Here is a 22,657-nt window from a genome sequence, read left to right as displayed (position 1 = left end):
GTTTTCTTGGCAGACGCCGCGATCGCCGGCAAAGCTTTTCCACGATCGGATTCCCGGCATGGCCAATGAAATCAATCCTGCGCCCGTCAAGGAGCTGGGCGGCTACCAGCACATGCGCAGGATGGTGCTTGCGGTGCTGGTGGTGGTGCTGTTTGCCGCACTGCTGTTCGGCCAGTCGACTTTTCCGCCGGAGACCCCGGTGCACGAGACGATCGAGATGTTCGGCGTTCTGTTGATCTTCCTCGGCGTTGTCGGCCGCTTGTGGTCGACACTTTACATCGGCGGCCGCAAATCTTCCGAAGTGGTGACCGGCGGCCCGTATTCGATTACCCGCAACCCGCTCTATGTGTTCTCGACCATTGCTGCCGCCGGCGTCGGGGCGCAGATCGGCTCGTTTTCCGGCATCATCCTGTTTGCGCTTTTGTGTGCCGGCGCCTTCCACATCGTCATCCTGCGCGAAGAGCGCTATCTCAAGGAAGTGCTCGGCGCACCTTACCAGGCCTATCTGGCGCGAGTGCCGCGCTTCTTTCCCAATCTGTCGCTCTACCAGGAAGGCGATACCGGCAGCTTCAAGCCACGGCTTTTGCTGACCACCTTGCTCGACGGGCTGGTGTTCCTGGTGGCGCTGCCGGTGTTCGAGACCATCGATGGCGCCCAGCAGTCGGGGATCCTGCCGGTATTGTTCCGCCTGCCTTGATAATCGGACAGAGCGTCGCAGCGCCTGAGGTGTGTCGATAGCTAATCAAGTTGTCCGGTTTGGCAGCACATCATTTGTCCGCTTCTGTTTTGCGTCGAAGCGGTTCACGCGGCTTGCCTGATGGGGCAAGTTTCCTCGATTGCGGCGCCATCAGGCATGTATCGTGCAATGCGGCGCGGCCCGTGGAAGATCGCAAGCGCATGAAGCTGCGTCTTGATGAAGGTGTAGCCCCAGCTGAAATCGTGATCGCGCAGCAGGTGCTCGTGGAAATGCTTCACGTTCCAGCCAAGGTAACGATGGCGATAAAGCTCCAGCATCTCCTCGATCGCTTCCGCTGGCACCCGGCGCGTCGAAAGCTTGCCCAAACGCCGGTCGAGCAACCCAGCGTCCCCGGCCTCTTCATATCGGTCGCGATAACGCCGGAATTGCCGCTCCGACATGCCCAGCAACTCGCCTGCCTCCATCATCGAAAGATCGCCGCCATTCCAGCGGCTCAAAACATCCCGAAACTTCTGCATTCTCCGGTCCTGTAGCCACGCTGCCCGCTTCATCCCCAGCCTCCATTCGCTGGCGATAAAACCGGACAACTCGCGTGCTACCTAATCCGGACAACTCGTGTGCTTACGACACGCAGCGCCTGAGGTGTGTCGATAGCTAATCAAGTTGTCCGGTTTGGTAGCACATCATTTGTCCGCTTCTGTTTTGCGTCGAAGCGGTTCACGCGGCTTGCCTGATGGGGCAAGTTTCCTCGATTGCGGCGCCATCAGGCATGTATCGCGCAATGCGGCGCGGCCCGTGGAAGATCGCAAGCGTCCCATCCGGGTATTGCCTGATCTTGACGGTGGCTTTGACAAAGTGATGCCGGATCGGACTTTTCGGCAGCTGCAATCGCAGCCGCGCGAAAGCGATCGTGTTGTCGCGGGCAACGACGCGCTCCTCCTCGATGCACAGGATCTGGGCCAGTTGTTGCGGGTCGGCGGCGACAAAGGCGCTGTCTTCGACCGCTGCCGGCCTGGCGAAGCGGGCATTGTGGGCCGGCAGATAGGTCTGTGCGATGAAGTGGTTGGCGGCCTCGATATCGGCAATGCCGGCCAGTGCCAGTTCCCTCGGCAGCCGGTCCTGCAAGGTCGAGAACATCCGCTCGGAGCGGCCCCGCGCTTCAGGAGAATAGGCTGGAATATGTTCGATGCCGAGCCGGCCGAGGGCCCGGCCGACCTGGGTCAAGCGGATCTTGTCGACAGTCCCGCCGGCCTTGAGCGTCACGAAATAGTGGCTGCCGCGATCGCTGTAGAGGCTCGATGGCAGTCCCTTGGCAACGAACGTCTCCAGGAGCCCCTGAAAGCTCGACGCCGTGCCTTCCTCCTCGATCAGGAAGGCCGAATAGATCGTGCTCGTCGCATCGTCCATCGTCACGATCAGATCCAGCATCGGCCCACCCGCCAGCCATTGATGACGGCTGCCATCCTGATGCAGCATCATTCCCTCGCACGGCTTGCGTTCGCGCTTGCGCCGGTGAGCACCGCGCCGCTTGGCCCGTTCCACCAGCCCAGCCGCATGAAGCTGCGTCTTGATGAAGGTGTAGCCCCAGCTGAAATCGTGATCGCGCAGCAGGTGCTCGTGGAAATGCTTCACGTTCCAGCCAAGGTAACGATGGCGATAAAGCTCCAGCATCTCCTCGATCGCTTCCGCTGGCACCCGGCGCGTCGAAAGCTTGCCCAAACGCCGGTCGAGCAACCCAGCGTCCCCGGCCTCTTCATATCGGTCGCGATAACGCCGGAATTGCCGCTCCGACATGCCCAGCAACTCGCCTGCCTCCATCATCGAAAGGTCGCCGCCATTCCAGCGGCTCAAAACATCCCGAAACTTCTGCATTCTCCGGTCCTGTAGCCATGCTGCCCGCTTCATCCCCAGCCCCATTCGCTGGCGATAAAACCGGACAACTCGCGTGCTACCTAATCCGGACAACTCGTGTGCTTACGACACGCAGCGCCTGAGGTGTTGCGCGCGCGCCTGCTTTGACGTATAGGACCGCGTTCCAAAAAACCGCCCGGCAGGGCATGCCGTGGCGGTTTCATTTGCTTTTCGGGCTTTTGGTCCGCCCGAAGCGAACAAGAAGCGCGATTGTGCGCCACCAATACGGAGTAGCAAAATGCCCAAGATGAAGACCAAGTCGGCCGCCAAGAAGCGGTTCAAGATCACAGGTACGGGTAAAGTCCTGTCGGCTGCGGCCGGCAAGCGTCACGGCATGATCAAGCGTTCCAACAAGTTCATTCGAAATGCCCGCGGCACGATGGTTCTGGCTGAACCGGACGGCAAGAAGGTCATCAAGAATTTTCTGCCGAACGGCCTCTGAGCATTCGGTCGGAACAGCGTTTTTAAGGAGATCATGACATGGCACGCGTAAAAAGAGGCGTCACCTCGCACGCCAAGCACAAGAAGGTCCTGAAAGCCGCCAAAGGCTTCTACGGCCGCCGCAAGAACACCATCCGCATCGCCAAGCAGGCGGTGGAAAAGTCGTTGCAGTACGCTTACCGCGACCGCAAGAACCGCAAGCGCTCGTTCCGCGCGCTGTGGATTCAGCGCATCAACGCCGCGACCCACGAGCATGGCCTGACCTATGGCCGCTTCATCGACGGCCTCAACAAGGCCGGCATCGAGATCGATCGCAAGATCCTGTCCGACATGGCCATCCATGAGCCGCAGGCTTTCGCCGCCCTGGTCGCCAAGGCCAAGGTCGCGCTCGAATATCTGAAGAACACCACGCCGAATGCTTTTGAAAGCGCTGTCGCCTAAGACCAGCGCTTCCCAAGCTATTCAACACTTGATTTGGGGAACCCGCGCTGGCACGGCTGGCGCGGGTTTTTCTTATGCCTAGAGCGTCTTTGTTTTACGCAATTCCGGACGGAAACCCGTTTCGCACTTTTGCTGGAATTGCTCTGATCGGGTCTGGAACATGAGTGACATGGATACTCTCGAAAACTCCCTGATGGCCGACATCGCCTCGGCCGGCGACGAGGCATCGATCGAAGCGGTGCGCGTTGCAGCCCTCGGTAAGAAGGGCTCGGTCTCCGAAATGCTGAAGACGCTGGGCGCGATGAGCGCCGAGGAGCGCCAGGTCAAGGGTCCGGCGATCAACGGCCTGAAGAACCGCGTCACCGAGGCGCTGACGGCGCGCAAGGCCGAGCTGAAGGATGTGGCGGTCACTGCCAGGCTCGCCGCCGAGACGGTCGACGTGACACTGCCGGTGAGGCAGTCGCCGGCCGAGCGCGGCCGCATCCATCCGATCAGCCAGGTCATCGACGAGATCGCGGCGATCTTCGGCGATCTCGGCTTCGCCATCGCCGAAGGTCCCGATGTCGAGTGCGACTATTACAATTTCACCGCGCTGAATTTTCCCGAAGGACATCCGGCGCGCGAGATGCACGATACCTTCTTCTTCCAGCCGGACGACAAGGGTGAGCGTAAGCTGTTGCGCACGCACACCTCGCCCGTGCAGATCCGCACCATGGAGAAGCAGAAGCCGCCGATCCGCATCGTCATCCCCGGCAAGACCTACCGGCAGGATTCGGACGCCACCCACTCGCCGATGTTCCATCAGGTCGAGGGGCTGGTGATCGACAAGACGGCCAATGTCGCCAATATGAAGTGGGTGCTGGAAGAGTTCTGCAAGGCGTTCTTCGAGGTGCCGCAGGTGAAGATGCGCTTCCGGCCGTCCTTCTTCCCGTTCACCGAGCCAAGCCTCGAGGTCGACATCCAGTGCGACCGCTCGCGGCCGGGCGAAGTGCGCTTCGGCGAAGGCACCGACTGGATGGAGATCCTCGGCTGCGGCATGGTGCATCCCAATGTGCTGCGCGCCGGCGGGCTCGATCCCGACGAGTATCAGGGCTTTGCCTGGGGCATGGGCATCGACCGCATCGCCATGCTGAAATACGGCATGCCGGATTTGCGCGCCTTCTTCGACGCCGACGTGCGCTGGCTGTCGCATTACGGTTTCAGACCGCTCGACATGCCGACGCTGTTCGGAGGTCTCTCCGCATGACGGCGCCGCACACCGGTGGCTGCCGCTGCGGCGCGGTGCGGTTCGAGGCATCAGTCGAACCGCACCACATCAGCTATTGCCATTGCGGCGATTGCCGGCGGGCCAGCGGCGCACCGGTGTCGGCCTTTGTCGGCTTCATGGCCTCGCAGGTGGCTTTCACCGGCAAGGCGCTGAAAATGTACGAGAACGGCCCGGTGACGCGCTCGTTCTGCGGCATTTGCGGCTCGCCCATCGCCTATGTCTACGAGCGGCTGGAAGACCACATTTATTTCATGCTCGGCGCCATGGACATGCCGGCCTATTTCCGGCCGACGCACCATGCCCATGTGCGCGAGCAGCTGCCTTTCCTGCATATGCCCGACGATTTGCCGCGCCATTTGAAGACAAGCGTGCCCAGACCTGACGGGCACAGACAAAACGGAACACAGTGATGAAACTCACCCTTTCCTGGCTCAAGGATCATCTGGAGACAGACGCCACGCTTAGCGACATCGTCGAGCGGCTGACCTCAATCGGTCTCGAAGTCGAGCATGTCGACGACAAGGCCAGCCTGAAGCCGTTCGTCATCGCCAAGGTGCTGACCGCTGTGCAGCATCCCGACGCCGACCGGCTGCGGGTGCTGACCGTCGACACCGGTGATGGCAAGGCGCCGGTTCAAGTCGTCTGTGGGGCGCCTAACGCCCGCGCGGGCCTGATCGGCGCCTTCGCTGCGCCCGGTACCTATGTGCCCGGCATCGACGTGACGCTGACGGTCGGCAAGATCCGCGGCGTCGAAAGCCACGGCATGATGTGCTCGGAGCGCGAGCTGGAGCTGTCGGATGAGCATAACGGCATCATCGACCTGCCGGCCGATGCGCCTGTCGGCACAAGCTTCGCGGCTTATGCGCATCTCGACGATCCGGTGATCGAGATCAATCTGACGCCGAACCGGCCGGATGCGACCAGCATTTACGGCGTTGCCCGGGATCTGGCGGCAAGCGGGCTCGGCCGGCTCAAGACCGCGCCGGTCGAGGCAATCAAGGGCAAAGGCGAGACGCCGGTCAAGGTGACGATCGAGGCGCCGGAGCTCTGCCCCGGTTTCGCGCTGCGCCTGGTGCGCGGCGTCAAGAACGGTCCGTCGCCGAAATGGCTGCAGCAGCGGCTGATCGCCATTGGCCTCAGGCCCATCAGCGCGCTGGTCGACATCACCAATTACGTCACCTTCGACCGCGGCCGGCCGCTGCATGTGTTCGACGCCAAGAAAGTCGCCGGCAATCTCGTCGTGCGCCGCGCCAAAGATGGCGAAAAGGTCATGGCGCTGGACGGACGCGAATACACGCTGACGCCTGACATGTGCGCCATCGCCGACGACAATGGCGTCGAATCGATCGCCGGCGTCATGGGCGGCGAGCATTCCGGCTGCGATGAAAACACCACCGACGTGCTGATCGAATCCGCGCTTTGGGACCCGATCACCACAGCCCGCACCGGCCGCACGCTCGGTATCATTACCGATGCGCGTTACCGCTTCGAGCGCGGCGTCGACCCTGAATTCATGGTGCCCGGCGTCGAACTGGCGACCAAGCTGGTGCTGGAGTTCTGCGGCGGCGAGCCGACGGAAACCGAGGTGGTCGGCTATGCCGGACACACGCCGAAGATCGTTGCCTTCCCGCTGTCGGAAGTGAAGCGGCTGACCGGCATCGAGGTGCCCAGGGCGGAAAGCCTCGACATCCTGTCGCGCCTCGGCTTCAAGCCACAGGGTTCGGGCGAGGTCGTCGATGTCGCGGTGCCGTCCTGGCGGCCGGATGTCGCTGGCAAAGCCGACCTGGTCGAGGAAGTCATGCGCATCCACGGCGTCGACAACATCGCGCCGCAGCCGCTTGGCGCCCACGATGCCGTCAATTCAAAGATTCTGACGACACTGCAGGTGCGCACCCGCACCGCCAAGCGCTCGCTGGCCGTGCGCGGCATGATGGAGGCGGTCACCTGGTCGTTCATCCCGGCCAGGCATGCCGAACTGTTCGGCGGCGGCCAGACCGCTTTGAAGCTCGCCAATCCGATCGCCGCCGACATGTCCGACATGCGGCCGTCGCTGCTGCCGGGGCTGATGTCCGCCGCGCAGCGCAATGCCGACAAGGGCATTGGCGATGTCGCGCTGTTCGAGGTCTCCGGCACCTATGAGGGCGACGGCCCCGACCAGCAGCGGCGCGTTGCCGCCGGCGTGCGTCGCGGCACCGCCAAGCTCGACGGCTCCGGCCGCAGCTGGGCCGGCAATTCCGGCTCGGTCGGCGTGTTCGACGCCAAGGCCGATGCGATCGCGGCGCTCGAAGCCTGCGGCGCGCCGGTCGACCGGCTGCAGATCGAACCGGGCGGCCCGGCCTGGTATCATCCCGGCCGTTCCGGCACGATCAAGCTCGGGCCGAAGACGGTGCTCGGCACGTTCGGCGAATTCCACCCGAAGACGCTGGAGGCGCTCGACGTTTCGGGGCCGATCTGCGGCTTCGAGGTCTATATCGACGCCGTGCCCGAGCCGAAGGCCAAGCCGACGAAAACCAAGCCGAAGCTGGAGCTCTCCGCCTTCCAGGCGGTGAAGCGCGACTTCGCTTTCGTCGTCGACAAGTCTGTCGAGGCCGGCACCCTGGTGCGCGCAGCACTCGCCGCCGACAAGAAGCTGGTGTCAGGCGTTTCGGTGTTCGACGTCTTCGAGGGGGCATCGCTCGGTACCGCCAAGAAATCGATCGCCATCGAGGTGTCGATCCAGCCGGTCGAGAAGACGCTGACCGACGAGGATTTCGAGGCGCTGGCCAAGCGCATCGTCGACAATGTCGGCAAGCAGACGGGCGGCGTGCTGAGGACGTAGCGCGGCTAACGCCGCTCTACGCATTTTCCTTCCGAGGATTGCCGAGCGATGGCGAATCGCTCTCCAAAGGGCGATGGACCATCTGCGCTATTCCGGACTCTCGTTCGAAGCACAACGCGAAGCGTTCCTCGCCATCGTATCGGCCGATCCGCTGGTCCGCGAGGCGCTGGCGCGGGCTCGCGCGCTCGACCTGCCGGACTGGCTGGTAGTGTCCGGCGCACTCTATAATTCCATATGGAACCATCTGACCGGCAAGCCGTCGGGCTACGGCATTAGGGATGTCGACCTCTTCTACTTCGATGACAGCGACCTGTCCTACGAGGCTGAGGACGTCGTCATTCGCCGGGCGGCGCAGCATTTCAACGGGCTGGCGCTTCCGGTCGAGGTGCGCAACCAGGCGCGGGTGCATTTGTGGTATCCGCAGAAGTTTGGCCAGCCCTGCCCGCGCTATACGAGTTCCGGCGAATCCGTCAGCTATTTTGCCTCGAAGACGCATGCGGTCGGGGTTCGATACGATGCCGGCGGACGGCTGGAGCTGGTGGCGCCGTTCGGGCTCGACGATATTTTTTCGTTTCGGATTATGCCGAACCGGGTGACGGATAACCAGCGCACGCATGAGGCCAAGGGTAAACGGGCCAGGGATTGCTGGCCGGAGATCACGGTGGTGGATTGGTGATTAAAAAAGGGGCGCCAAAGCGCCCCTGAAAGCGAAACGAAAGGCCCCCTCACCCGGATTGCCAGCCGAATTGCGAAGGGCAATTCGGGACAATCCGACCTCTCCCCGAGGGGAGAGGAGCTGGCGCCGGTGGCAGGCTCTTCTCCCCTCGGGGAGAAGGTGGCCGCGTAGCGGCCGGATGAGGGGCCTTTTTTCACCCGTTCACCAGCACCAGCAATTCCTCCGTGTAGCGCTTGCCGACCACCTTGTCCGGCGACAGCGCATCGCCAATCGCTGCCACCTCGGCAGCACTCAGCTCGATCCCGGCTGCCGCCGTGTTCTGCTCCAGATGGCGGATCTTTCGCGCGCCGGGGATCGGCACGATGAAATCGCCCTGGTGCAGCACCCAGGCGAGCGCCAGCTGGGCCGAGGTGACGCCCTTTTGCGCTGCCAGCCTTTCCAGCGTGGCAATGACCTTGGCATTGGCCGCCATGGCATCGGCCTGGAAGCGGGGCAAGGTGCGGCGCCAGTCGTCGTCGCTCAAGGCTTCGGGCTTGGCGATGGTGCCGGTGAGCAGGCCACGGCCGAGCGGGCTGTAGGGCACGAAGCCGATGCCGAGTTCGCGGCAGACATCGAACACCTCGTCTTCCGGATCACGGCTCCACAGCGAATATTCGCTCTGGACGGCAGCGATCGGATGCACGGCATGCGCCCGGCGGATGGTGGCGGCGCTGACCTCCGACAGGCCCAGCGCCCGCACCTTGCCCTCGCGCACCAGTTCGGCCATGGCGCCGACCGTGTCCTCGATCGGCACGTTGGGGTCGACACGGTGCTGGTAGTAGAGGTCGAGGACATCGGTATCGAGCCGCTTCAGCGAGGCCTCGGCGACCGCCTTGACGTGTTCGGGGCGGCTGTCGACGCCGACCATGCGCTCGATGCCTGAGCCTTCCTCGGAAATCTTGAAGCCGAATTTGGTGGCGATCGTTACCTTGTCGCGTACCGGCTTCAGCGCCTTGCCGAGCAGGATCTCGTTCTCATAGGGGCCGTAGACTTCGGCCGTGTCGAAGAAGGTGACGCCGATGTCGACGGCGCGGCGCAGCGTGGCGATTGCGTCGGCCTCTGCCTGACCGCCATAGGCGAAGCTCATGCCCATGCAGCCGAGGCCAACGGGATAGACCTTCAAATCTGATCCTAGCTTGCGGGTTTGCATTACGTGTCTCCTTGTTGCGATGCGACTGAGGTAATGGCTTGAACCACGTTCGATAATCGTCTCTTATTCGTACGGGCTGTTCCAAGAGATAGATCAATGAACCGCGCTCATCTTTCGCAACTGGCGGTGCTGGCCACTGTCGCCCAATGCGGCAGCTTTCGCGGCGCCGCCAGGGAACTGGCCATAGCGCCCTCGGCCGTGAGCCATGCTGTGTCCAGCCTGGAGGCGCGGCTCGGCGTACGGCTCTTGGCGCGCAGCACGCGCAGCGTCGCGCCGACCGAGGCAGGGGCGCAGTTGCTGGAGCGGCTACGGCCCGCACTGTCGGAGATCGATCTGGCGCTGGAAACCGCAGTCGAGGCGCGCGACCGGCCGGCCGGCAACCTGCGGCTGACCGTGCCGCGCACGGCCGCGCACCTGACGCTGACGCCCAGACTCGGCGCCTTTGCATCGGCCTATCCCGACATCGTGCTGGAGATCGTCATCGAGGACCGCTTTACCGATGTGGTCGAGGGTGGCTTCGACGCCGGCGTGCGGCTCGGCGAGAGCCTGGAACGCGACATGATCGCGGTGCGCATCGGGCCGGACCTTCGCGGTGCCGTCGTCGGTGCACCGTCCTATTTCGAAAAAATGCCGAAGCCGCGTCACCCGCGCGAGCTGGCCGACCACCGCTGCATCCGCTTCCGCTTCTCCAGCGGTATCCTCTACCGCTGGGAATTCGAGAAGGACGGCGAGGCGATCGAGATCGCCGCACAAGGACCGCTGATCCTCGACGAAGACCATCTGATCGCCCAGGCGGCCATCGACGGCGCCGGCCTCGCTTTCGTCTTCGAGCCTTATGTGCGGGGCCCGCTCGCCGACGGAAGGCTGATCCGCGTGCTGGAAGACTGGTGCCCGCCCTTCGAGGGCTTCTTCGTCTACTATCCCAGTCGCAGGCAAATGCGCCCGGCGCTGCGGGCGTTTGTGGATTTCTTCAAGGTGGGTGGGTAAGGGCGAAATGGTCGCTTCGGCACGGAACTCACACTGCTGACGGCGGCGCTGCCCCTCACCTGCCTGCCGGCATCCTCTCCCCGTAAACGGGGCGAGGGACGCTCCCGTCGACGCTTTCGCCAATCACCAACGTGGCAGGAAGAGCACCGCTGGCGGCACTGCTTCTTTCTCCCCGTTTACGGGGAGAAATGCCCGGCAGGGCAATGAGGGGCAGCGCCGACGTCGGAAAATTTCTCTCCTCATGGGCGGTCTACGCCTTGCACGGAAGAAAGCCCGCCCGCCATTCGTTTACTGCTCATGCCACCATCAATCACAAACAGCACGAACCGCTATGGCTGGGTGGCCATCATCCTCCACTGGCTGATCGGCATTATCTTCATTGGCCAGTTCATACTCGGCTTCGTCATGGTGCGGCTGACCAGCCAGCGCACCGCCTTCGAGCTCATCCAGCTGCACAAATCCTTCGGCTTTCTGCTGCTCGGCCTCATCATCCTGCGCATCGGCTGGCGGCTCGGCAATGCGGCGCCGGCGCTACCAGCATCGACCGGGGCGCTGGAGCGTCGCACCGCGCCGCTGGCGCATCTGGCGCTTTATGTCTTCCAGCTCGCGTTGCCGCTGTCCGGCTGGGCGCTGGTCTCGGTGTCGATGCTGGAAATCCCCAGCATGCCGTTCAACCTGTTCGTGATGCCGAACCTGCCGCTCGGCCTGTCCGACACGGCGGAAAACTTCTGGACAGCAGTCCACTGGTATCTCGCCTATGCCGGCATAGCGCTGGTCGTGCTGCATGCGCTGGCGGCGCTGCGCCATCATTTCTGGCTGCGCGACAACGTGCTCACGCGCATGATCACGCCTTCGTCAGCGCCCGACATGGAATAGGGCGCGCCGCGTATTCGTTCATGGAGGAAAGACGCAGGACTTTGCCTGCCCCAGAAGGACAAAACCCATGTATGCGCGCATCTTCGGATTGGCGGCTATGGCCGCTTGCCTTGCCATGCCTGTCTTGGCCGCGGTCGACCTTAACGACGCAGCCGGCAACTATACGGTCAACCCAGCCAGCTCCAGCATCCGCTTTTCCATCGCCAAGGTCGGCGGCGGCGGGCTCAACGGCGCCTTCGGCCGGTTCAAGGGCTCGATCCGTATCGACAACAGCGATGTCGGGCGTTCGCAGGTCAATTTCACCATCTATCCTGAAAGCGTCGGCACAGGTCAGGGCCGCATCGATGCCTTCCTGCGCTCCGACGCGGTGTTCGATGCCGCCAACAATCCGGAAATCCAGTTCCGCTCGACCAGCGTCACCCGCACCAGCGACACCACCGCGCTGGTCAGCGGCCGGCTAACGGCGCGTGGCAAGACATTTGCGGAAAAGTTCACCGCCGAGTTCGGCGGGCTGAAGGGTGGCACAATCAAATTCCATGTCACCGGCAAGGTGCTGCGCTCGCGCTACGGCATGGATGTCGGCACGCCGATCTATTCCAACGTCGTGGATTTCGACATGACGCTGACGGGGAAGAAGGGTTAGCAAGGACCTGCGCTCCGCACATTGGCTTTTCCCGCAATTTCGGGCAAACCTCCTCGCCTGTAAAAATCGATAGGAGAAGCCTGATGTTCCGATGGGGTGTTTTGTCGACGGCCAAGATCGGCCGCGAGCAGTTACTGCCGGCAATCGTCGAGGCAGAGAATGGCGTGCTGTCAGCGATCGCCAGCCGCGACCTGTCGAAGGCCAAGGCCCTGGGCGAGCGTTTCGGTGCCCGCCATGCCTTCGGCTCCTATGAGGAACTGCTGGCTTCCAAGGACGTCGACGGCGTCTACATCCCGCTGCCGACCTCGCAGCACGTCGAATGGACGGCGAAGGCTATTCAAGCTGGCAAGCATGTGCTGGTGGAAAAGCCGCTGGCGCTCGACGCCAAGGACATCCTGCCGCTGATCAAGCTACGCGACCAGAAGAAGGTGCTGGTTTGCGAAGCGTTCATGGTCATCTACCACCCGCAATGGATCAAGGTGCGCGACCTCATCGCCGACGGTGCCATCGGCCGGTTGCGCCATGTGCAGGGCGCGTTCTCCTACTACAATGTCGACCCCACCAACATGCGCAACCAGCTCGATCTCGGCGGCGGCGCGCTGCCCGACATCGGCGTCTACCCGACGGTCTCGACACGCTTTTGCACCGACAAGGAGCCGTTGCGCGTGCAGGCGACGATCGAGCGCGACAAGAAATTCGGCACCGACATCTATTCCTCGATCCGCGCCGATTTCGGCGATTTCGAATTGTCCTTCTATCTGTCGACACAGATGGCGGCGCGACAGGTGATGGTGTTCCACGGCGACAAGGGTTTCATCGAAGTGTTCTCGCCGTTCAATGCCGGGCTCTACGACCATCACCGCATCGAACTGCACAACCAGAACCACACCGAGGCGCAGGTGTTCCGCTTTCCCGGCACACAGCAATATCGGCGCGAGGTCGAGACTTTTGCCAAAGCGGCGGCGGGCGGCAAGGAGCGCGTCTTCACGCTGGAGGAATCCGTGCTCAACCAGAAGGTCATCGACGCCATCTTCCGCGCCGGCGGCAAGGAAGGCTGGGAGGCTGTCTGATACGGCAATCTTAGCCGGTTAATTTCATCAGGGAAGGGCGTCCGCATTCTGCTTGCGGACGCCCTTCCCTGTTGAACTGACGATCTCACGCGCCGCTGAGCGCCAGGTGCAAGGTCTCGGCGAAGCGGTCGGGATAGGGCGCAAAGCCCATATGGTCGCCGGGGAAGGCGGCGCGCTTGCTGCCGAGCCTGTCGGCCAGCGCCTTGCCCATGCCGTCGATCGGCTGGCCGATGGACTCTTCGCCGATGCCGATCACGATCGGGCGGCCGCGCAGCGCCTCGACATCAGGATGATAGAGCGACAGCGGCATGGCGCCATGCGCCAGCCAGTATTCGAAATTGCCGCTGACCCTGGCAAAGGTCGGCTTCTTCGGGCGACGGTTCGAACGAAGATGGCCCGTCCTGCGGTCCGGCTTCATCCTGGTCCGGCCCTTCCGACAGGCCGTTCTCGCTGAAGAATTTCTGCATCGCCGCCTCGACGCCGTGGCTGCGATAGGTGTCGTGCAGGTCGCGCATGCCGGCCAGCGCCGGCGCCGGGTCTTCGAGCAGCATCATGCTGGGCGGCTCATGCGCGACCAGCGCGCGCACCCGGCCGGGATGGCGGGCGGCAAGGTTGAGGCCGATCTGGGCGCCGCCGCTGGTGCCGAACACATAGGCCGGCCCGGCGCTGAGCGCGTCGATCAGGCGAGCGGCATCGTCGCCATGGACATCGAGGTCCTGTTCCCGTGGTTCGCCATCGAAGGTGCTGTGCGAATTGCCGCGCGGGTCGTAGGCGACCACCGTGTAGCGGTCGGCGAGGTGGCCGGCGACATCAGCGAAGACGCCGGCGTCCTGCGGCCCGCCGGGGATGATCAGCAGCACGGGGCCGGAGCCGCGCGTCTCATAGTAAAGGCTGGCGCCCGGTACTTTCAGCGTCGACGAATGGGGGGTCATGTCCATCTCTCCTGTTGCTCTCATGTCAAAGTTCGGATTTGCGCTGGCCCCGCTCATTTGCTGGCGACAACCATGCGGTTGCCCTCGCTGTCGCGGAACTCGGCGACGGTCCGGCCCGGCTGCCAGGGCGCCTCCTGCGGCTCGGTGATGATTTCGACGCCCCGCGCCTTCAACGCGGCGATCGTTGCCTCGACATTGTCGTCGACCAGAACCATTACGGGTTCAGCGCCCGGCGCGTCATCGGCGCGCCTGATGAAATGCAGGTTGGTGACGGCGAAGGGGAATGCCAGTTCGATCCAGCGCCAGCCGCTGTCGCCCATGGGCTGGTCGGCTATGAGCTGGCAGGCAAGGTGTTCGGTGTAGAACGCCTTGGCGCGGTCCTGGTCGATGACAGGCAACTCGGCAAACTGGATGTGCATGATGGGTCTCTCCTGCTCCTCGATGGCTGCCTGGCAGCCGTCCACGGGGGGAAAGACGATCCGAGCGATCAAAAAGATTCGCCGGCGGTGAGAATCTTTTCGACGCCGCGAAACGTCTTCTCCCTGCAGACTTGAAAAACAGGAGACGACACATGGGCTACAATCTCATCCGCTACGGCGTGAAGGATGAAAGCATCGCGCAGAACCGTATGCTGGTTGCAAAGGTGTTCGAGGCACTCGACGCGACCAAGCCGCAATCCGTGCGCTACCTCGTCCTGGAACTGGAGAATGGCGAGTTCATCCATCTTGTCAGCCAGGACGGCCTTACCGGGCTCGACGCCTTCAAGGCTTTCAGCGCCGATCATGCCGCGCGACGCTCGACGCCGCTTGCCAGATCGCCGGTAAAGATCGTCGGCAATTATCGTATGCTGGCCGGTGCCGATGCGGCCGTGCCAGCCTGATTGCAGCGACTGGCACGGCGTTGGCGCCGTGCCAGAGCGTCATACTGGGAATGGACAGGATGAACACAGCAAAACTCGACCGCGTGGCCCTGGAGGGGATGCTTGGCTCCTTGCGGCCGAAGCTGCACCGCTATTGCGCCCGCATGGCCGGCTCGGTGATCGATGGCGAGGACATCGTCCAGGAGACAATGATCAAGGCGCTGCAGGCCGTTGACGGCGACGCCTCTGTCGAGCGTCCAGAGCAATGGCTGTTCCGCATCGCCCATAATGCCGCGCAGGATCATCTGCGCCGGCGCCAGCGGGAGCAGGCGCGCATGAGCGAGACCGACATGACGACGATCGAAGACCCCTCCGCAAGCGCCGATGCCAGGCTCGCCACCGCTGCCAGCCTGCGCAGCTTCATGCAGCTTGCGACGGCGCAGCGCAGCGCCGTGATCCTGGTCGACGTGCTTGGCCTCAGCCTGCACGAAACCTGCGAGGTCTCCGGCGCGACGCTGGCGGCGACCAAGGCGGCGCTGCATCGCGGACGCGCGCAGCTGCGGCTGCTGGCGGCGCAGGACGAACAGACGCCCGCCCCAAAACTCGACGCCGACGACGAGCGGCGCCTGCGCCGCTATGTCGACCTGTTCAATGCGCGCGACTTCGACGCCGTGCGCGCTCTGATCGCCGAGGACATCCAGCTTGAAGTCGTCAACCGCACCCGCATGCGCGGCAAGGCGCAGGTTTCCAACTATTTCGGCAATTACGACCGCGTCAGCGATTGGGCGCTGTCGCTGGGCTTCGTCGACGGCAGGCCGGCCATCCTGATCCGCAACCCGCAAGCGGGAGATGACGCCGTGCGCGGCTTCATGCTGGTCGACTGGCAGGACGGAAAGGTCAGCCATATCCGAGATTTCCGCTATGCGCCCTATTGCCTTGCCGACGCGGACATCCGCTTCATTGACGAGTGAGTGCCACCGGTGAGCGCAGGCCTCGCCGCCTCAGGCGAAGCTTTGCAAATTGGCGTCCTGCAGTTTGGAGCCGGCAAGCAGGGCCTCAAGCACCTGCTTCTTGAGCGACAGGCACTGCGAACGGGCAAGCTTTGCGATGGCCGAGACCTCGGCCACCTCACAGGCAAGGACGAGCTCCTTTTGCTGGCCAATGATCACTTGCGTGAAGTCGCGCGATTTGAAGCCGAGATGGAGAACGCGCTCCGATTGGTCGAGGATCTGGTCGAGCAGGCGCGCCAGCCGCAGATTGCCCGAGAGCTCGGCCAGCGCCAGGCGAAAGGCGCGGTCGGCGGCGAGGAAGGCGACATGGCTGCGCAGCGTCTCAGGCTTCAGCACCTTTTGCGCCGCCAGCCTGATGTCCTCGAGCCCACGCTCGGTGATGTTGGCGGCCGCCACCCTGAACACTTCCGGCTCGATCAGGCCGCGGACATCGAAAATCTCGTTGACGTCGCGCAGGCTGAGCGGTGCGATGACGTAGCCGCGCCTGGGCTCGCTTTTGATCAGCCCTTCCTGCGTCAGCCGGGCGAGGGCCGAGCGGATCGTCGCCTTCCTGATCTGGTAGCGGTCGCCGATCTGCTTCTCGGTCAGGCTTTCGCCGGGACGCAGCACGCAGGCGACGATATCGCTCTTCAGCTGCTCATAAGCTTCCTCGCTGCGCAATATGTCGGCGGTCGAGGGTGACGCGGCTGCGGATTTCGGGGCGATCATGTCAGGTCTTCCTGGGCAGTTGACGCTGGTTCCGGCATTCGCTAGCCTGAGCATCTCAGTTATGAGTGTTAAGCTTCTTAAGAGGGATAACTGACAATGCCTCTTTCCGCCAACTCGCCTCTCTACGCCGTAATCGCCGATATCGTCAACGCAGCCAAAGGTCCTGATGCCTTCGATCGGGTCAAGGCGGTGTTGCGCGAGCACACCGATCGCTTTCACGCCTCAGGCGTGCTTGCCCATGAAGAGGAAGACGATGAGGTGCTGCTGCATGCCAGCCCGAACTTGACTATCTACCACATCACGCTGTCGCCCGGCCTGCAGTATCCGGCGCACAATCATCTGATGGATGCGCTGATCGGCATCTACAAGGGCAGCGAGACCAACTTCATCTATCCCGTCGATGGCAGCGAGATCGACACCCCGGAACGGCAGGACATAGCGGCGCCTACCGTGCTGCATATGACCGCTGATACCGTCCATGCAGTCGCCAACACCGGTAGCGCCCGCTCAGGCGCGCTGCACGTCTATCTCGGCGATCTGACGGAGATTGACCGCCATATGTGGAGCCCGGATAGCAACCAGGCCGAGCCGTTCGACAATGAGCGCTATCTGGCGGGGGCTCGGCCGATTGGGTAGGCCACTCCTTGGTGCACGGATAGAGAGCAGCCTCCGCGGCATGGCAAGCCAGGAGACGGTTGTTATTGGAGCAAGCGATGCGACGATCCGCGCCTGCGCGGGAAAACTCCCGATACGCACCGTCGAGCCTCTGAGTATCGGCAACGCCTGGCGCACCGTCAGAGCTGAGATCTGAGAAATGGCGCATCGGACAGGATGAAACTGGGCACCGCTATCTTATTGTTTGCGCTATAGCTTTTTGAGGCAAGCCCATATGGTCCTTTCGTCCTAGGCGGGTTGAACAAGGCTGCAACCCAATATGGCTTTCAAGAAAGCTGCACAATTCCCTGGAGCCCTGCATAGACCGAGGGTTCGTAGCCAGCGGTCCATGCTGCGGGCGAGGGCGGGGTCGCCGCTCAGAAAAAGGCGGCCCCTTTCTTTCTCGCGCTCGATGCTGGAGTGGCCCTCGATGATGGCCCCCAGTGAAACAACGCCGGTCTCGACGTAAAGGTCGACATCCCGGCCGGGGTCGAGCCAGCATAGCTCGGGGAATTCCGCGCCTGGCTCGACCACAAACCAGCAGTTGGGACACTTCATTGGGGGATCGTCGCGGAAATGGAAGCGGATGACGGCGCGCCGCCGCGGCAGTTCAGCGAGGTCGATCATTCGCCGCACGACCCACATGATGGTCGAAGCATCCGCACCGCTGAGCGCGATCTCCGCCTCGATGTTGCATAGCGCCCATTCCGCCAGCGCGTTCATCGCCGGTTCGAGCCTGATCGCCTTCCCGGTGCGGAAATAGTCGACGGTGCCCGCCGCCTTGTCCTCGACGCGCTCGACCAGGCCCGACGACTCCATCTCCTTGAGCCGCCTCGACAGGATGGCGGACGAGATGTTGCCCAACCCCTTGCGAATGTCGTTGAAGCGGGTCGAGCCGTTCCAGAGTTCGGTCAGGATTTGGATCGTCCAGCGCGGTTCAAGGATCTCGCAGGCAAGCGAGATCGGACAGATCAGTCCGTAAGGCCGACGCGTCATGGCCGGGCGCTCCTTTGCCGCAAGTTAGTCCTTGCAGAGGTCTAAGGCCAGTTCACAATCTGAAGCGGAACGCTTCCGAAGCTGCCCTAGCGCCTGCCCGCCTTCCGCCGTCATAGTGATCGAACTCGGATGGTCAGACTTAGGAGCAAGAAAATGTTTGCTTTGAGAAAAATTCGCGCAGTGACCCTCTTGGCTGCGGTGTCGTTCGGCTGGCCCGCGATGGCGACCGATACGCCCAAGCTATCGCCTCTAAAATTTTCCAAGGAATGCAGTGATTACAACGGTGAAACACCGAGCTTCTGTACAATTACCGAATCGAGTCTGAAGGAAATACCGGCTGGCACAAAGGTTCTTTATTATGGCCCTGTTCTCAGTAGCCCACTATTTACGAGCAGCTCCGTCGTTCTCGCCGTTGGGCCAGGCGACTCCGCGATTGGTTATTGCATCGTCTATGACACCGCGAAACCGCCAACAGGACATTGCGCGTTCTCCGCAGGAAGCGGGACGTTGGCCGGCTTTCAAGCTATTCTGAACGTGACGGTCGATGACAAGCAAACTTGGCATTGGGAGGGCGGCTATCTTCTCGCAGCCGCGAAGTAGCACTCTTATGTCGGCCAAAATCCTGCAAATCAACTACAAGCTCAACGGGCCAAGGGCCGAGTACGAGAAAGAGAACCTGCCCTATGCTCAACCCATCGCGGACATACCTGGCCTGCGTTGGAAGGTCTGGATCATAAACGAGGCCCAAAGCGAAGCCGGCGGGATCTACCTGTTCGACGATGACGCCGCAGTGCAGGCCTTCCTGGACGGGCCGATTGTTGCGGAAATGAAAGGTGACCCGACATTGAGCATCAAGGCGTTTGACGTGATCGCAGAACTCTCGACCATCACACGTGGCCCGGTGAAGTAGTGTTGCCGGAGCTTGGGAGGGCGCGTGTTGCGGACGAAGGAGCGGGTATCTTCATGCCGACTCCGCTGCCAACAGCATTCGGCATTCCTGAAGGACACTCGCTTGCGGACTGGCTTGAACGCTGCTGGCCCTTGTCCATCAGTGGCGGACCCGCCGCGCCGTGACGCTGGCGATCGCGGCAGCAGCGCTGATCGCCATAAATCTCGTCATCTTTGTGCTTTTCACCCAGCCGGCGAACGCGGCGACGCGGAACTGGACCGTGCAGCCCGAAAAATTGGCAAGCCCTTCACGTCCAATGGGAGTATTCGCACGCCGTCAATGCGGAAGTGACCTTCCTTGCCTTCTGCTGTGCAGTGCTCGCGTCGACGAAGTAGAGCGCCCGGGTCTATTGCTCGTCTTGTTTGCACCGCCCGGGCGGGAACCCTGAGGCGGGGTGACCAGTTGAAGGGGTTTGAACTGGGAGACAAGATCATGGCCGACGGCTCCGCCCTGCAACCCGCCACCGCAATCGCTCACAAGAACCGCGCCCGCCAGCCGAACGAGAGCGCCGAGTACCGCAAGGCGCGCGAGGCCCTGCTGGTCGAGGAGATCGAACTCAATCGCCACATAGCGCGCGTTGCCGCCCAGCGTCGCAACTTGCCGCCTGGCGGTGAGGTGAAAGGCGACTATCAGTTCATGGGCGAAGCCAGCAGCGTGGCCGGCGCCAATCCCGTCGGCTTCGAGGCGCTCTTCGGCGACAAGGACACCCTGTTCGTCTACAATTGGATGTACGGTCCCAAGCGCCAGCGCCCTTGCCCCATGTGCACCGCGCTCCTGAGCTGCATGGACGGCAACGCCGACCACCTCCGCCAGCGGATCGCCCTCGCCGTCGTAGGCCTTTCGGCCATCGAGCGGCAGATCGCCTTCAAGGTGGAGCGTGGCTGGAAGAACCTGCCGCTCTATGCCGACCTTAACGGCAATTTCAGCCGGGACTACCATGCCATCATGGAGGATGGGACTGACACCGCCGCCGAAAACGTCTTCACCCGGCGCGACGGCACCATCCGGCATTTCTGGGGCGCGGAGCTTGGTTTCGAGTCGGCCGATCCGGGCAAGGACCCGACAACCGAGCCGGACCTGATGATGCTATGGAACGTCCTGGACTGGACGCCGGAAGGCCGCGGGACCGACTGGTACCCGAAGATCACCTACTAAACGGTCACATTTACTAAAGGGCCAGGGCTCTGCGCTATGTGAAGGCGCGGCCGGCCTTTGGAAGGAACTGAATATACCGTCGCGGGTTATCGGAGACGGGAGGAGTTTGAATGATTTCCGTCCGATATATCGTTGCCGACGTCGACGAGGCGGTCGGGTTCTATCAAGACAATCTCGATTTCAAGGTCGACAAGCACAATCCGGGCAAGTTCGCCGCGCTGTTGCGCGACGAATTCACGCTATATCTCAGCGCCCCAGGCGCGGGAAGCGGTGGTCAGGCGGGCGGCGATCCGAGGCCTGGCGGGTGGAACCGGTTCATGATCGTTACGAACGAACTCGACGTTCTGATTGAGCGGCTGCGTCGGGCTCATGCACGATTCCGCGGCGATATAAGCGATGGCGGAGCCGGCCGCGCCATCTTGCTCGAGGATCCATCGGGCAACGTCATCGAGCTGTTCGAATTCAAGAAGAACTGAAGCTGCATGCGCGGCTGAACCCTGCGATTGACAGGACTTGGGTTGGGTAGAATTCTCCTCGACAAGGAGAATGGCCATGCCCGATGTCCCGCGCGGCGCCCTGATTTCTACGCCGCGCCGGCTCTTTGCCGGATAAGCGATCCGTCACTTAGTCAGCTGTTTTCCCCAGAGTGTCGGCAACCACCGCGCCGCGCTCTCCCATCGGCAGAGCGGGACCCGTTGTCGAGTCGATTGCCGTCTGATGTTCCATCTCGGCGTTGATTGCTGCGCCGGCGATGAGAATGATGACGGAAATCCATGTCCACATCATCAAGCCAACGACGGCGCCCAACGAGCCATAGGTGGCGTTGTAGTTGGCAAAATGCTGCAGGTAGAACGAGAACAGCCACGATGCGGCGATCCAGACGGCGGTCGCAATCAAGGCACCCCAGCTCAGCCAACGCCACTTCGCATGTTCGCGGCTCGGCCCGAAACGGTAGAGCAGGGAAATGCCTGTAAGCATGAAGCCTGCCAGGATCGGCCAGCGAGACACCGCAACAAGGGTCTCTGTCCAGGCGTCAAGGTAGAAGAAGCGCAACAAGGCCGGGACAACGCCAACCGTCAGCAACAGCACGATGCCGATCACCAAGGCTCCCATCGTGAACAGGATCGACATCAGATTGAGCGTGATGAAGCTGCGCTTCTCGCTTTCCTCATAGGCGATGTTCATCGCATCGAAGAGCGCCTTCATTCCGCTGTTCGCGCTCCACAGCGCGATCGCAAGGCCGACGAAGAAACCTGTTCCGAGCGCTCCCGGTTTCTGACTGGCCAAAGCCTGCAATTGTCCGCGAATGAGATCCAGTCCCTCCGACGGCAGCAATCCGCCGAGATAGGCGACATGGTCCGCGACTGTCACGGGATCGGCGACAAAACCGTAGATCGAGATGAAGGCGGCCAGCGCCGGAAACAGCGCCAGCAGCAGATAGAAGGTGGCACCGGCCGCGACCAGCAAGACCCGGTCCTTGTTGAACTCTTCCCAGAGCCGCCAGAAGATGTCCCTCCAGCCGAGTGCAGGAATCTGTGACGGCCAGGCCGCATCGCGACCACGGTCCCCATCCTCTGCCCTTATAGCGGCCTTGCTGGCTTCAGACGTCGCCAACGCACGATTGGCCGCTTCGGTATCGATCAACGAGGACTTGGTGTCCATCGCTCAACAGCCCCACACTCCGCATCGCCATGAAAGTTGCAGCTCCTCACAGGGACACTTTGGCGACCTTGTCCTTGTATTCCTCTTTCGGATCGAACCCGAGCAGCATTTTTATGCCTGCAGTCAGGCTTGAGCCGTCGAGCCAGATCTCGGCTTCCTGCGGGTCGAACCTAAGCAGTGCCAGCCTCGGGTCGTCTTTCCCGCCTTCAAACCAGGCAGCGACAAAACGATTCCAAAGCCGATCGATGACCACTGGGTTGTTGTCCAGAAAAAGCTTCCCCTGCACTGTGGCGAACAGGTCGTGACCCTTCGATGTGAAGGTAGCTGTCGCGCCGCTGCCATCTTTCAGGCCCTCGACAAGCTCGGTGTCTGTGGCCGTGAAGAACCAGATCGGCCCCTTCCGATCCTCAATCTGGGCTGTCATCGGACGCGGGATGACCTTGGACCCATCGAGGCCGATCATCATTGTCATGTCGGATTTCAACGACTTCCAGAACTTGGCTTCGAGTTCGGCAGGGCTGGCCATTTGGACTTCCTTTCAATGGACGAAAGAAAGCAAACGGCAGCCGGCCGCATCTGTTCCAATTCATTGAAAGATCTTGCTTGGGGTTCCGCCAGCCAAAGGCCGGTGCAGCGTTGCGCCAGCGCCGCGATGTAAACCAGCCCGCCACGCGCGGATCAGCCCTGGCGTGCGTGATGAGCGAGCCGCCATAGGA

At 62.4% G+C, this 22,657-nt stretch carries 28 protein-coding genes; 18 read left to right on the top strand and 10 right to left on the bottom strand.

The window, feature by feature from the left end:
* The first annotated feature begins 58 nt into the window (after nucleotides 1-58).
* Nucleotides 59-697, top strand: a complete 639-nt coding sequence (locus tag JQK88_RS04020) for a methyltransferase family protein (RefSeq protein ID WP_203277541.1) — start codon at nucleotides 59-61, stop codon at nucleotides 695-697.
* A gap of 104 nt (nucleotides 698-801) precedes the next feature.
* Here JQK88_RS04020 and JQK88_RS04015 read toward each other — a convergent pair whose 3' ends face one another.
* Together JQK88_RS04015 and JQK88_RS04010 are read right to left on the bottom strand one after the other, a co-directional pair.
* On the bottom strand, nucleotides 802-1,284 hold the full coding sequence (locus JQK88_RS04015) for a helix-turn-helix domain-containing protein (protein WP_203277540.1): 483 nt from the start codon (nucleotides 1,282-1,284) through the stop codon (nucleotides 802-804).
* Between the two features lie 130 nt (nucleotides 1,285-1,414).
* A complete protein-coding gene (locus JQK88_RS04010) occupies nucleotides 1,415-2,569 on the bottom strand; it encodes an ISNCY family transposase (protein WP_203277539.1) in 1,155 nt (384 codons plus the stop codon).
* 277 nt (nucleotides 2,570-2,846) lie between these two features.
* Between JQK88_RS04010 and rpmI the strand changes: the two genes are divergently transcribed.
* The 6 genes from rpmI (at nucleotide 2,847) to JQK88_RS03980 (ending at nucleotide 8,251) form a co-directional block, all read left to right on the top strand.
* Nucleotides 2,847-3,050, top strand: coding sequence for a 50S ribosomal protein L35 (gene rpmI, locus JQK88_RS04005; protein ID WP_006201248.1), 204 nt, complete (start codon nucleotides 2,847-2,849; stop codon nucleotides 3,048-3,050).
* Between the two features lie 38 nt (nucleotides 3,051-3,088).
* The gene (rplT, locus tag JQK88_RS04000; RefSeq protein ID WP_006201247.1) at nucleotides 3,089-3,490 is read left to right on the top strand and encodes a 50S ribosomal protein L20; all 402 of its coding nucleotides are present in this window, start codon (nucleotides 3,089-3,091) and stop codon (nucleotides 3,488-3,490) included.
* Nucleotides 3,491-3,650: 160 nt separating this feature from the next.
* Nucleotides 3,651-4,736 (top strand): phenylalanine--tRNA ligase subunit alpha, encoded by a 1,086-nt coding sequence (gene pheS / locus JQK88_RS03995; RefSeq protein WP_203277538.1) that lies wholly within the window; start codon nucleotides 3,651-3,653, stop codon nucleotides 4,734-4,736.
* Nucleotides 4,733-5,167: a GFA family protein gene (locus JQK88_RS03990; RefSeq protein ID WP_203277537.1), complete on the top strand. Its 435-nt coding sequence runs from the start codon at nucleotides 4,733-4,735 to the stop codon at nucleotides 5,165-5,167. The genes pheS and JQK88_RS03990 overlap by 4 nt, the downstream gene beginning before the upstream one ends.
* Nucleotides 5,167-7,575: a phenylalanine--tRNA ligase subunit beta gene (gene pheT, locus JQK88_RS03985; RefSeq protein WP_203277536.1), complete on the top strand. Its 2,409-nt coding sequence runs from the start codon at nucleotides 5,167-5,169 to the stop codon at nucleotides 7,573-7,575. Before JQK88_RS03990 ends, pheT begins: the two co-directional genes overlap by 1 nt.
* Before the next feature lie 73 nt (nucleotides 7,576-7,648).
* Nucleotides 7,649-8,251 carry a nucleotidyltransferase family protein gene (locus JQK88_RS03980; protein WP_203277535.1) on the top strand — a complete coding sequence of 201 codons (603 nt, stop codon included), beginning with the start codon at nucleotides 7,649-7,651 and terminating at the stop codon, nucleotides 8,249-8,251.
* 193 nt (nucleotides 8,252-8,444) lie between these two features.
* Here JQK88_RS03980 and JQK88_RS03975 read toward each other — a convergent pair whose 3' ends face one another.
* Nucleotides 8,445-9,440 (bottom strand): aldo/keto reductase, encoded by a 996-nt coding sequence (locus JQK88_RS03975; protein WP_203277534.1) that lies wholly within the window; start codon nucleotides 9,438-9,440, stop codon nucleotides 8,445-8,447.
* A gap of 96 nt (nucleotides 9,441-9,536) precedes the next feature.
* Between JQK88_RS03975 and JQK88_RS03970 the strand changes: the two genes are divergently transcribed.
* The 4 genes from JQK88_RS03970 (at nucleotide 9,537) to JQK88_RS03955 (ending at nucleotide 13,016) form a co-directional block, all read left to right on the top strand.
* Nucleotides 9,537-10,427 (top strand): LysR family transcriptional regulator, encoded by an 891-nt coding sequence (locus JQK88_RS03970; protein ID WP_203277533.1) that lies wholly within the window; start codon nucleotides 9,537-9,539, stop codon nucleotides 10,425-10,427.
* 297 nt (nucleotides 10,428-10,724) lie between these two features.
* Complete coding sequence (locus tag JQK88_RS03965) at nucleotides 10,725-11,303, top strand: cytochrome b (RefSeq protein WP_192256929.1); 579 nt, start codon at nucleotides 10,725-10,727, stop codon at nucleotides 11,301-11,303.
* A gap of 67 nt (nucleotides 11,304-11,370) precedes the next feature.
* Nucleotides 11,371-11,946 (top strand): YceI family protein, encoded by a 576-nt coding sequence (locus tag JQK88_RS03960; RefSeq protein WP_203277532.1) that lies wholly within the window; start codon nucleotides 11,371-11,373, stop codon nucleotides 11,944-11,946.
* Nucleotides 11,947-12,029: 83 nt separating this feature from the next.
* Nucleotides 12,030-13,016 carry a Gfo/Idh/MocA family protein gene (locus tag JQK88_RS03955; RefSeq protein WP_192256933.1) on the top strand — a complete coding sequence of 329 codons (987 nt, stop codon included), beginning with the start codon at nucleotides 12,030-12,032 and terminating at the stop codon, nucleotides 13,014-13,016.
* An 85-nt stretch (nucleotides 13,017-13,101) separates the two neighbouring features.
* Here JQK88_RS03955 and JQK88_RS03950 read toward each other — a convergent pair whose 3' ends face one another.
* The 3 genes from JQK88_RS03950 to JQK88_RS03940 are packed head-to-tail and all read right to left on the bottom strand — an operon-like array spanning nucleotide 13,102 to nucleotide 14,367.
* Nucleotides 13,102-13,326, bottom strand: a complete 225-nt coding sequence (locus JQK88_RS03950) for a hypothetical protein (RefSeq protein ID WP_203277531.1) — start codon at nucleotides 13,324-13,326, stop codon at nucleotides 13,102-13,104.
* Nucleotides 13,301-13,948 (bottom strand): alpha/beta fold hydrolase, encoded by a 648-nt coding sequence (locus JQK88_RS03945; protein WP_203277530.1) that lies wholly within the window; start codon nucleotides 13,946-13,948, stop codon nucleotides 13,301-13,303. The genes JQK88_RS03950 and JQK88_RS03945 overlap by 26 nt, the downstream gene beginning before the upstream one ends.
* Nucleotides 13,949-14,001: 53 nt before the next feature.
* Complete coding sequence (locus JQK88_RS03940) at nucleotides 14,002-14,367, bottom strand: VOC family protein (protein ID WP_192256937.1); 366 nt, start codon at nucleotides 14,365-14,367, stop codon at nucleotides 14,002-14,004.
* Nucleotides 14,368-14,519: 152 nt separating this feature from the next.
* On the opposite strand from JQK88_RS03940, the gene JQK88_RS03935 reads away from it, so the two are divergent.
* Both JQK88_RS03935 and JQK88_RS03930 read left to right on the top strand, forming a co-directional pair.
* Complete coding sequence (locus JQK88_RS03935) at nucleotides 14,520-14,828, top strand: hypothetical protein (protein WP_210388213.1); 309 nt, start codon at nucleotides 14,520-14,522, stop codon at nucleotides 14,826-14,828.
* A gap of 59 nt (nucleotides 14,829-14,887) precedes the next feature.
* A complete protein-coding gene (locus JQK88_RS03930; protein WP_203277529.1) occupies nucleotides 14,888-15,778 on the top strand; it encodes a sigma-70 family RNA polymerase sigma factor in 891 nt (296 codons plus the stop codon).
* 30 nt (nucleotides 15,779-15,808) lie between these two features.
* Here the strand turns inward: JQK88_RS03930 and JQK88_RS03925 are convergent, their stop codons facing one another.
* Nucleotides 15,809-16,525, bottom strand: a complete 717-nt coding sequence (locus tag JQK88_RS03925) for a GntR family transcriptional regulator (RefSeq protein WP_192256941.1) — start codon at nucleotides 16,523-16,525, stop codon at nucleotides 15,809-15,811.
* A 96-nt stretch (nucleotides 16,526-16,621) separates the two neighbouring features.
* Between JQK88_RS03925 and JQK88_RS03920 the strand changes: the two genes are divergently transcribed.
* Nucleotides 16,622-17,161, top strand: coding sequence for an autotransporter (locus tag JQK88_RS03920; RefSeq protein ID WP_192256944.1), 540 nt, complete (start codon nucleotides 16,622-16,624; stop codon nucleotides 17,159-17,161).
* A 267-nt stretch (nucleotides 17,162-17,428) separates the two neighbouring features.
* Here the strand turns inward: JQK88_RS03920 and JQK88_RS03915 are convergent, their stop codons facing one another.
* Nucleotides 17,429-18,175, bottom strand: coding sequence for a winged helix-turn-helix transcriptional regulator (locus JQK88_RS03915; protein WP_203277528.1), 747 nt, complete (start codon nucleotides 18,173-18,175; stop codon nucleotides 17,429-17,431).
* Between the two features lie 153 nt (nucleotides 18,176-18,328).
* Between JQK88_RS03915 and JQK88_RS03910 the strand changes: the two genes are divergently transcribed.
* The 4 genes from JQK88_RS03910 (at nucleotide 18,329) to JQK88_RS03895 (ending at nucleotide 20,755) form a co-directional block, all read left to right on the top strand.
* Complete coding sequence (locus JQK88_RS03910) at nucleotides 18,329-18,775, top strand: hypothetical protein (protein ID WP_246749730.1); 447 nt, start codon at nucleotides 18,329-18,331, stop codon at nucleotides 18,773-18,775.
* Nucleotides 18,776-18,782: 7 nt separating this feature from the next.
* Nucleotides 18,783-19,085 carry a YdhR family protein gene (locus JQK88_RS03905; protein WP_203277527.1) on the top strand — a complete coding sequence of 101 codons (303 nt, stop codon included), beginning with the start codon at nucleotides 18,783-18,785 and terminating at the stop codon, nucleotides 19,083-19,085.
* Nucleotides 19,086-19,556: 471 nt separating this feature from the next.
* A complete protein-coding gene (locus JQK88_RS03900) occupies nucleotides 19,557-20,279 on the top strand; it encodes a DUF899 family protein (RefSeq protein ID WP_203277526.1) in 723 nt (240 codons plus the stop codon).
* A 110-nt stretch (nucleotides 20,280-20,389) separates the two neighbouring features.
* On the top strand, nucleotides 20,390-20,755 hold the full coding sequence (locus JQK88_RS03895) for a VOC family protein (protein ID WP_203277524.1): 366 nt from the start codon (nucleotides 20,390-20,392) through the stop codon (nucleotides 20,753-20,755).
* Nucleotides 20,756-20,903: 148 nt separating this feature from the next.
* On the opposite strand, the gene JQK88_RS03890 is transcribed toward JQK88_RS03895, so the two are convergent.
* Together JQK88_RS03890 and JQK88_RS03885 are read right to left on the bottom strand one after the other, a co-directional pair.
* Nucleotides 20,904-21,941, bottom strand: coding sequence for a YihY/virulence factor BrkB family protein (locus JQK88_RS03890; protein ID WP_203277522.1), 1,038 nt, complete (start codon nucleotides 21,939-21,941; stop codon nucleotides 20,904-20,906).
* 46 nt (nucleotides 21,942-21,987) lie between these two features.
* On the bottom strand, nucleotides 21,988-22,467 hold the full coding sequence (locus JQK88_RS03885; RefSeq protein WP_203277519.1) for a pyridoxamine 5'-phosphate oxidase family protein: 480 nt from the start codon (nucleotides 22,465-22,467) through the stop codon (nucleotides 21,988-21,990).
* Nucleotides 22,468-22,657: the final 190 nt, after the last annotated feature.

It is taken from the genome of Mesorhizobium caraganae, from assembly GCF_016836705.1.
Classification (GTDB): Bacteria; Pseudomonadota; Alphaproteobacteria; order Rhizobiales; family Rhizobiaceae; genus Mesorhizobium; species Mesorhizobium caraganae.
Note: the sequence above shows the minus strand (reverse complement) of the source record. Positions and strands in the feature narration are given on the sequence as shown.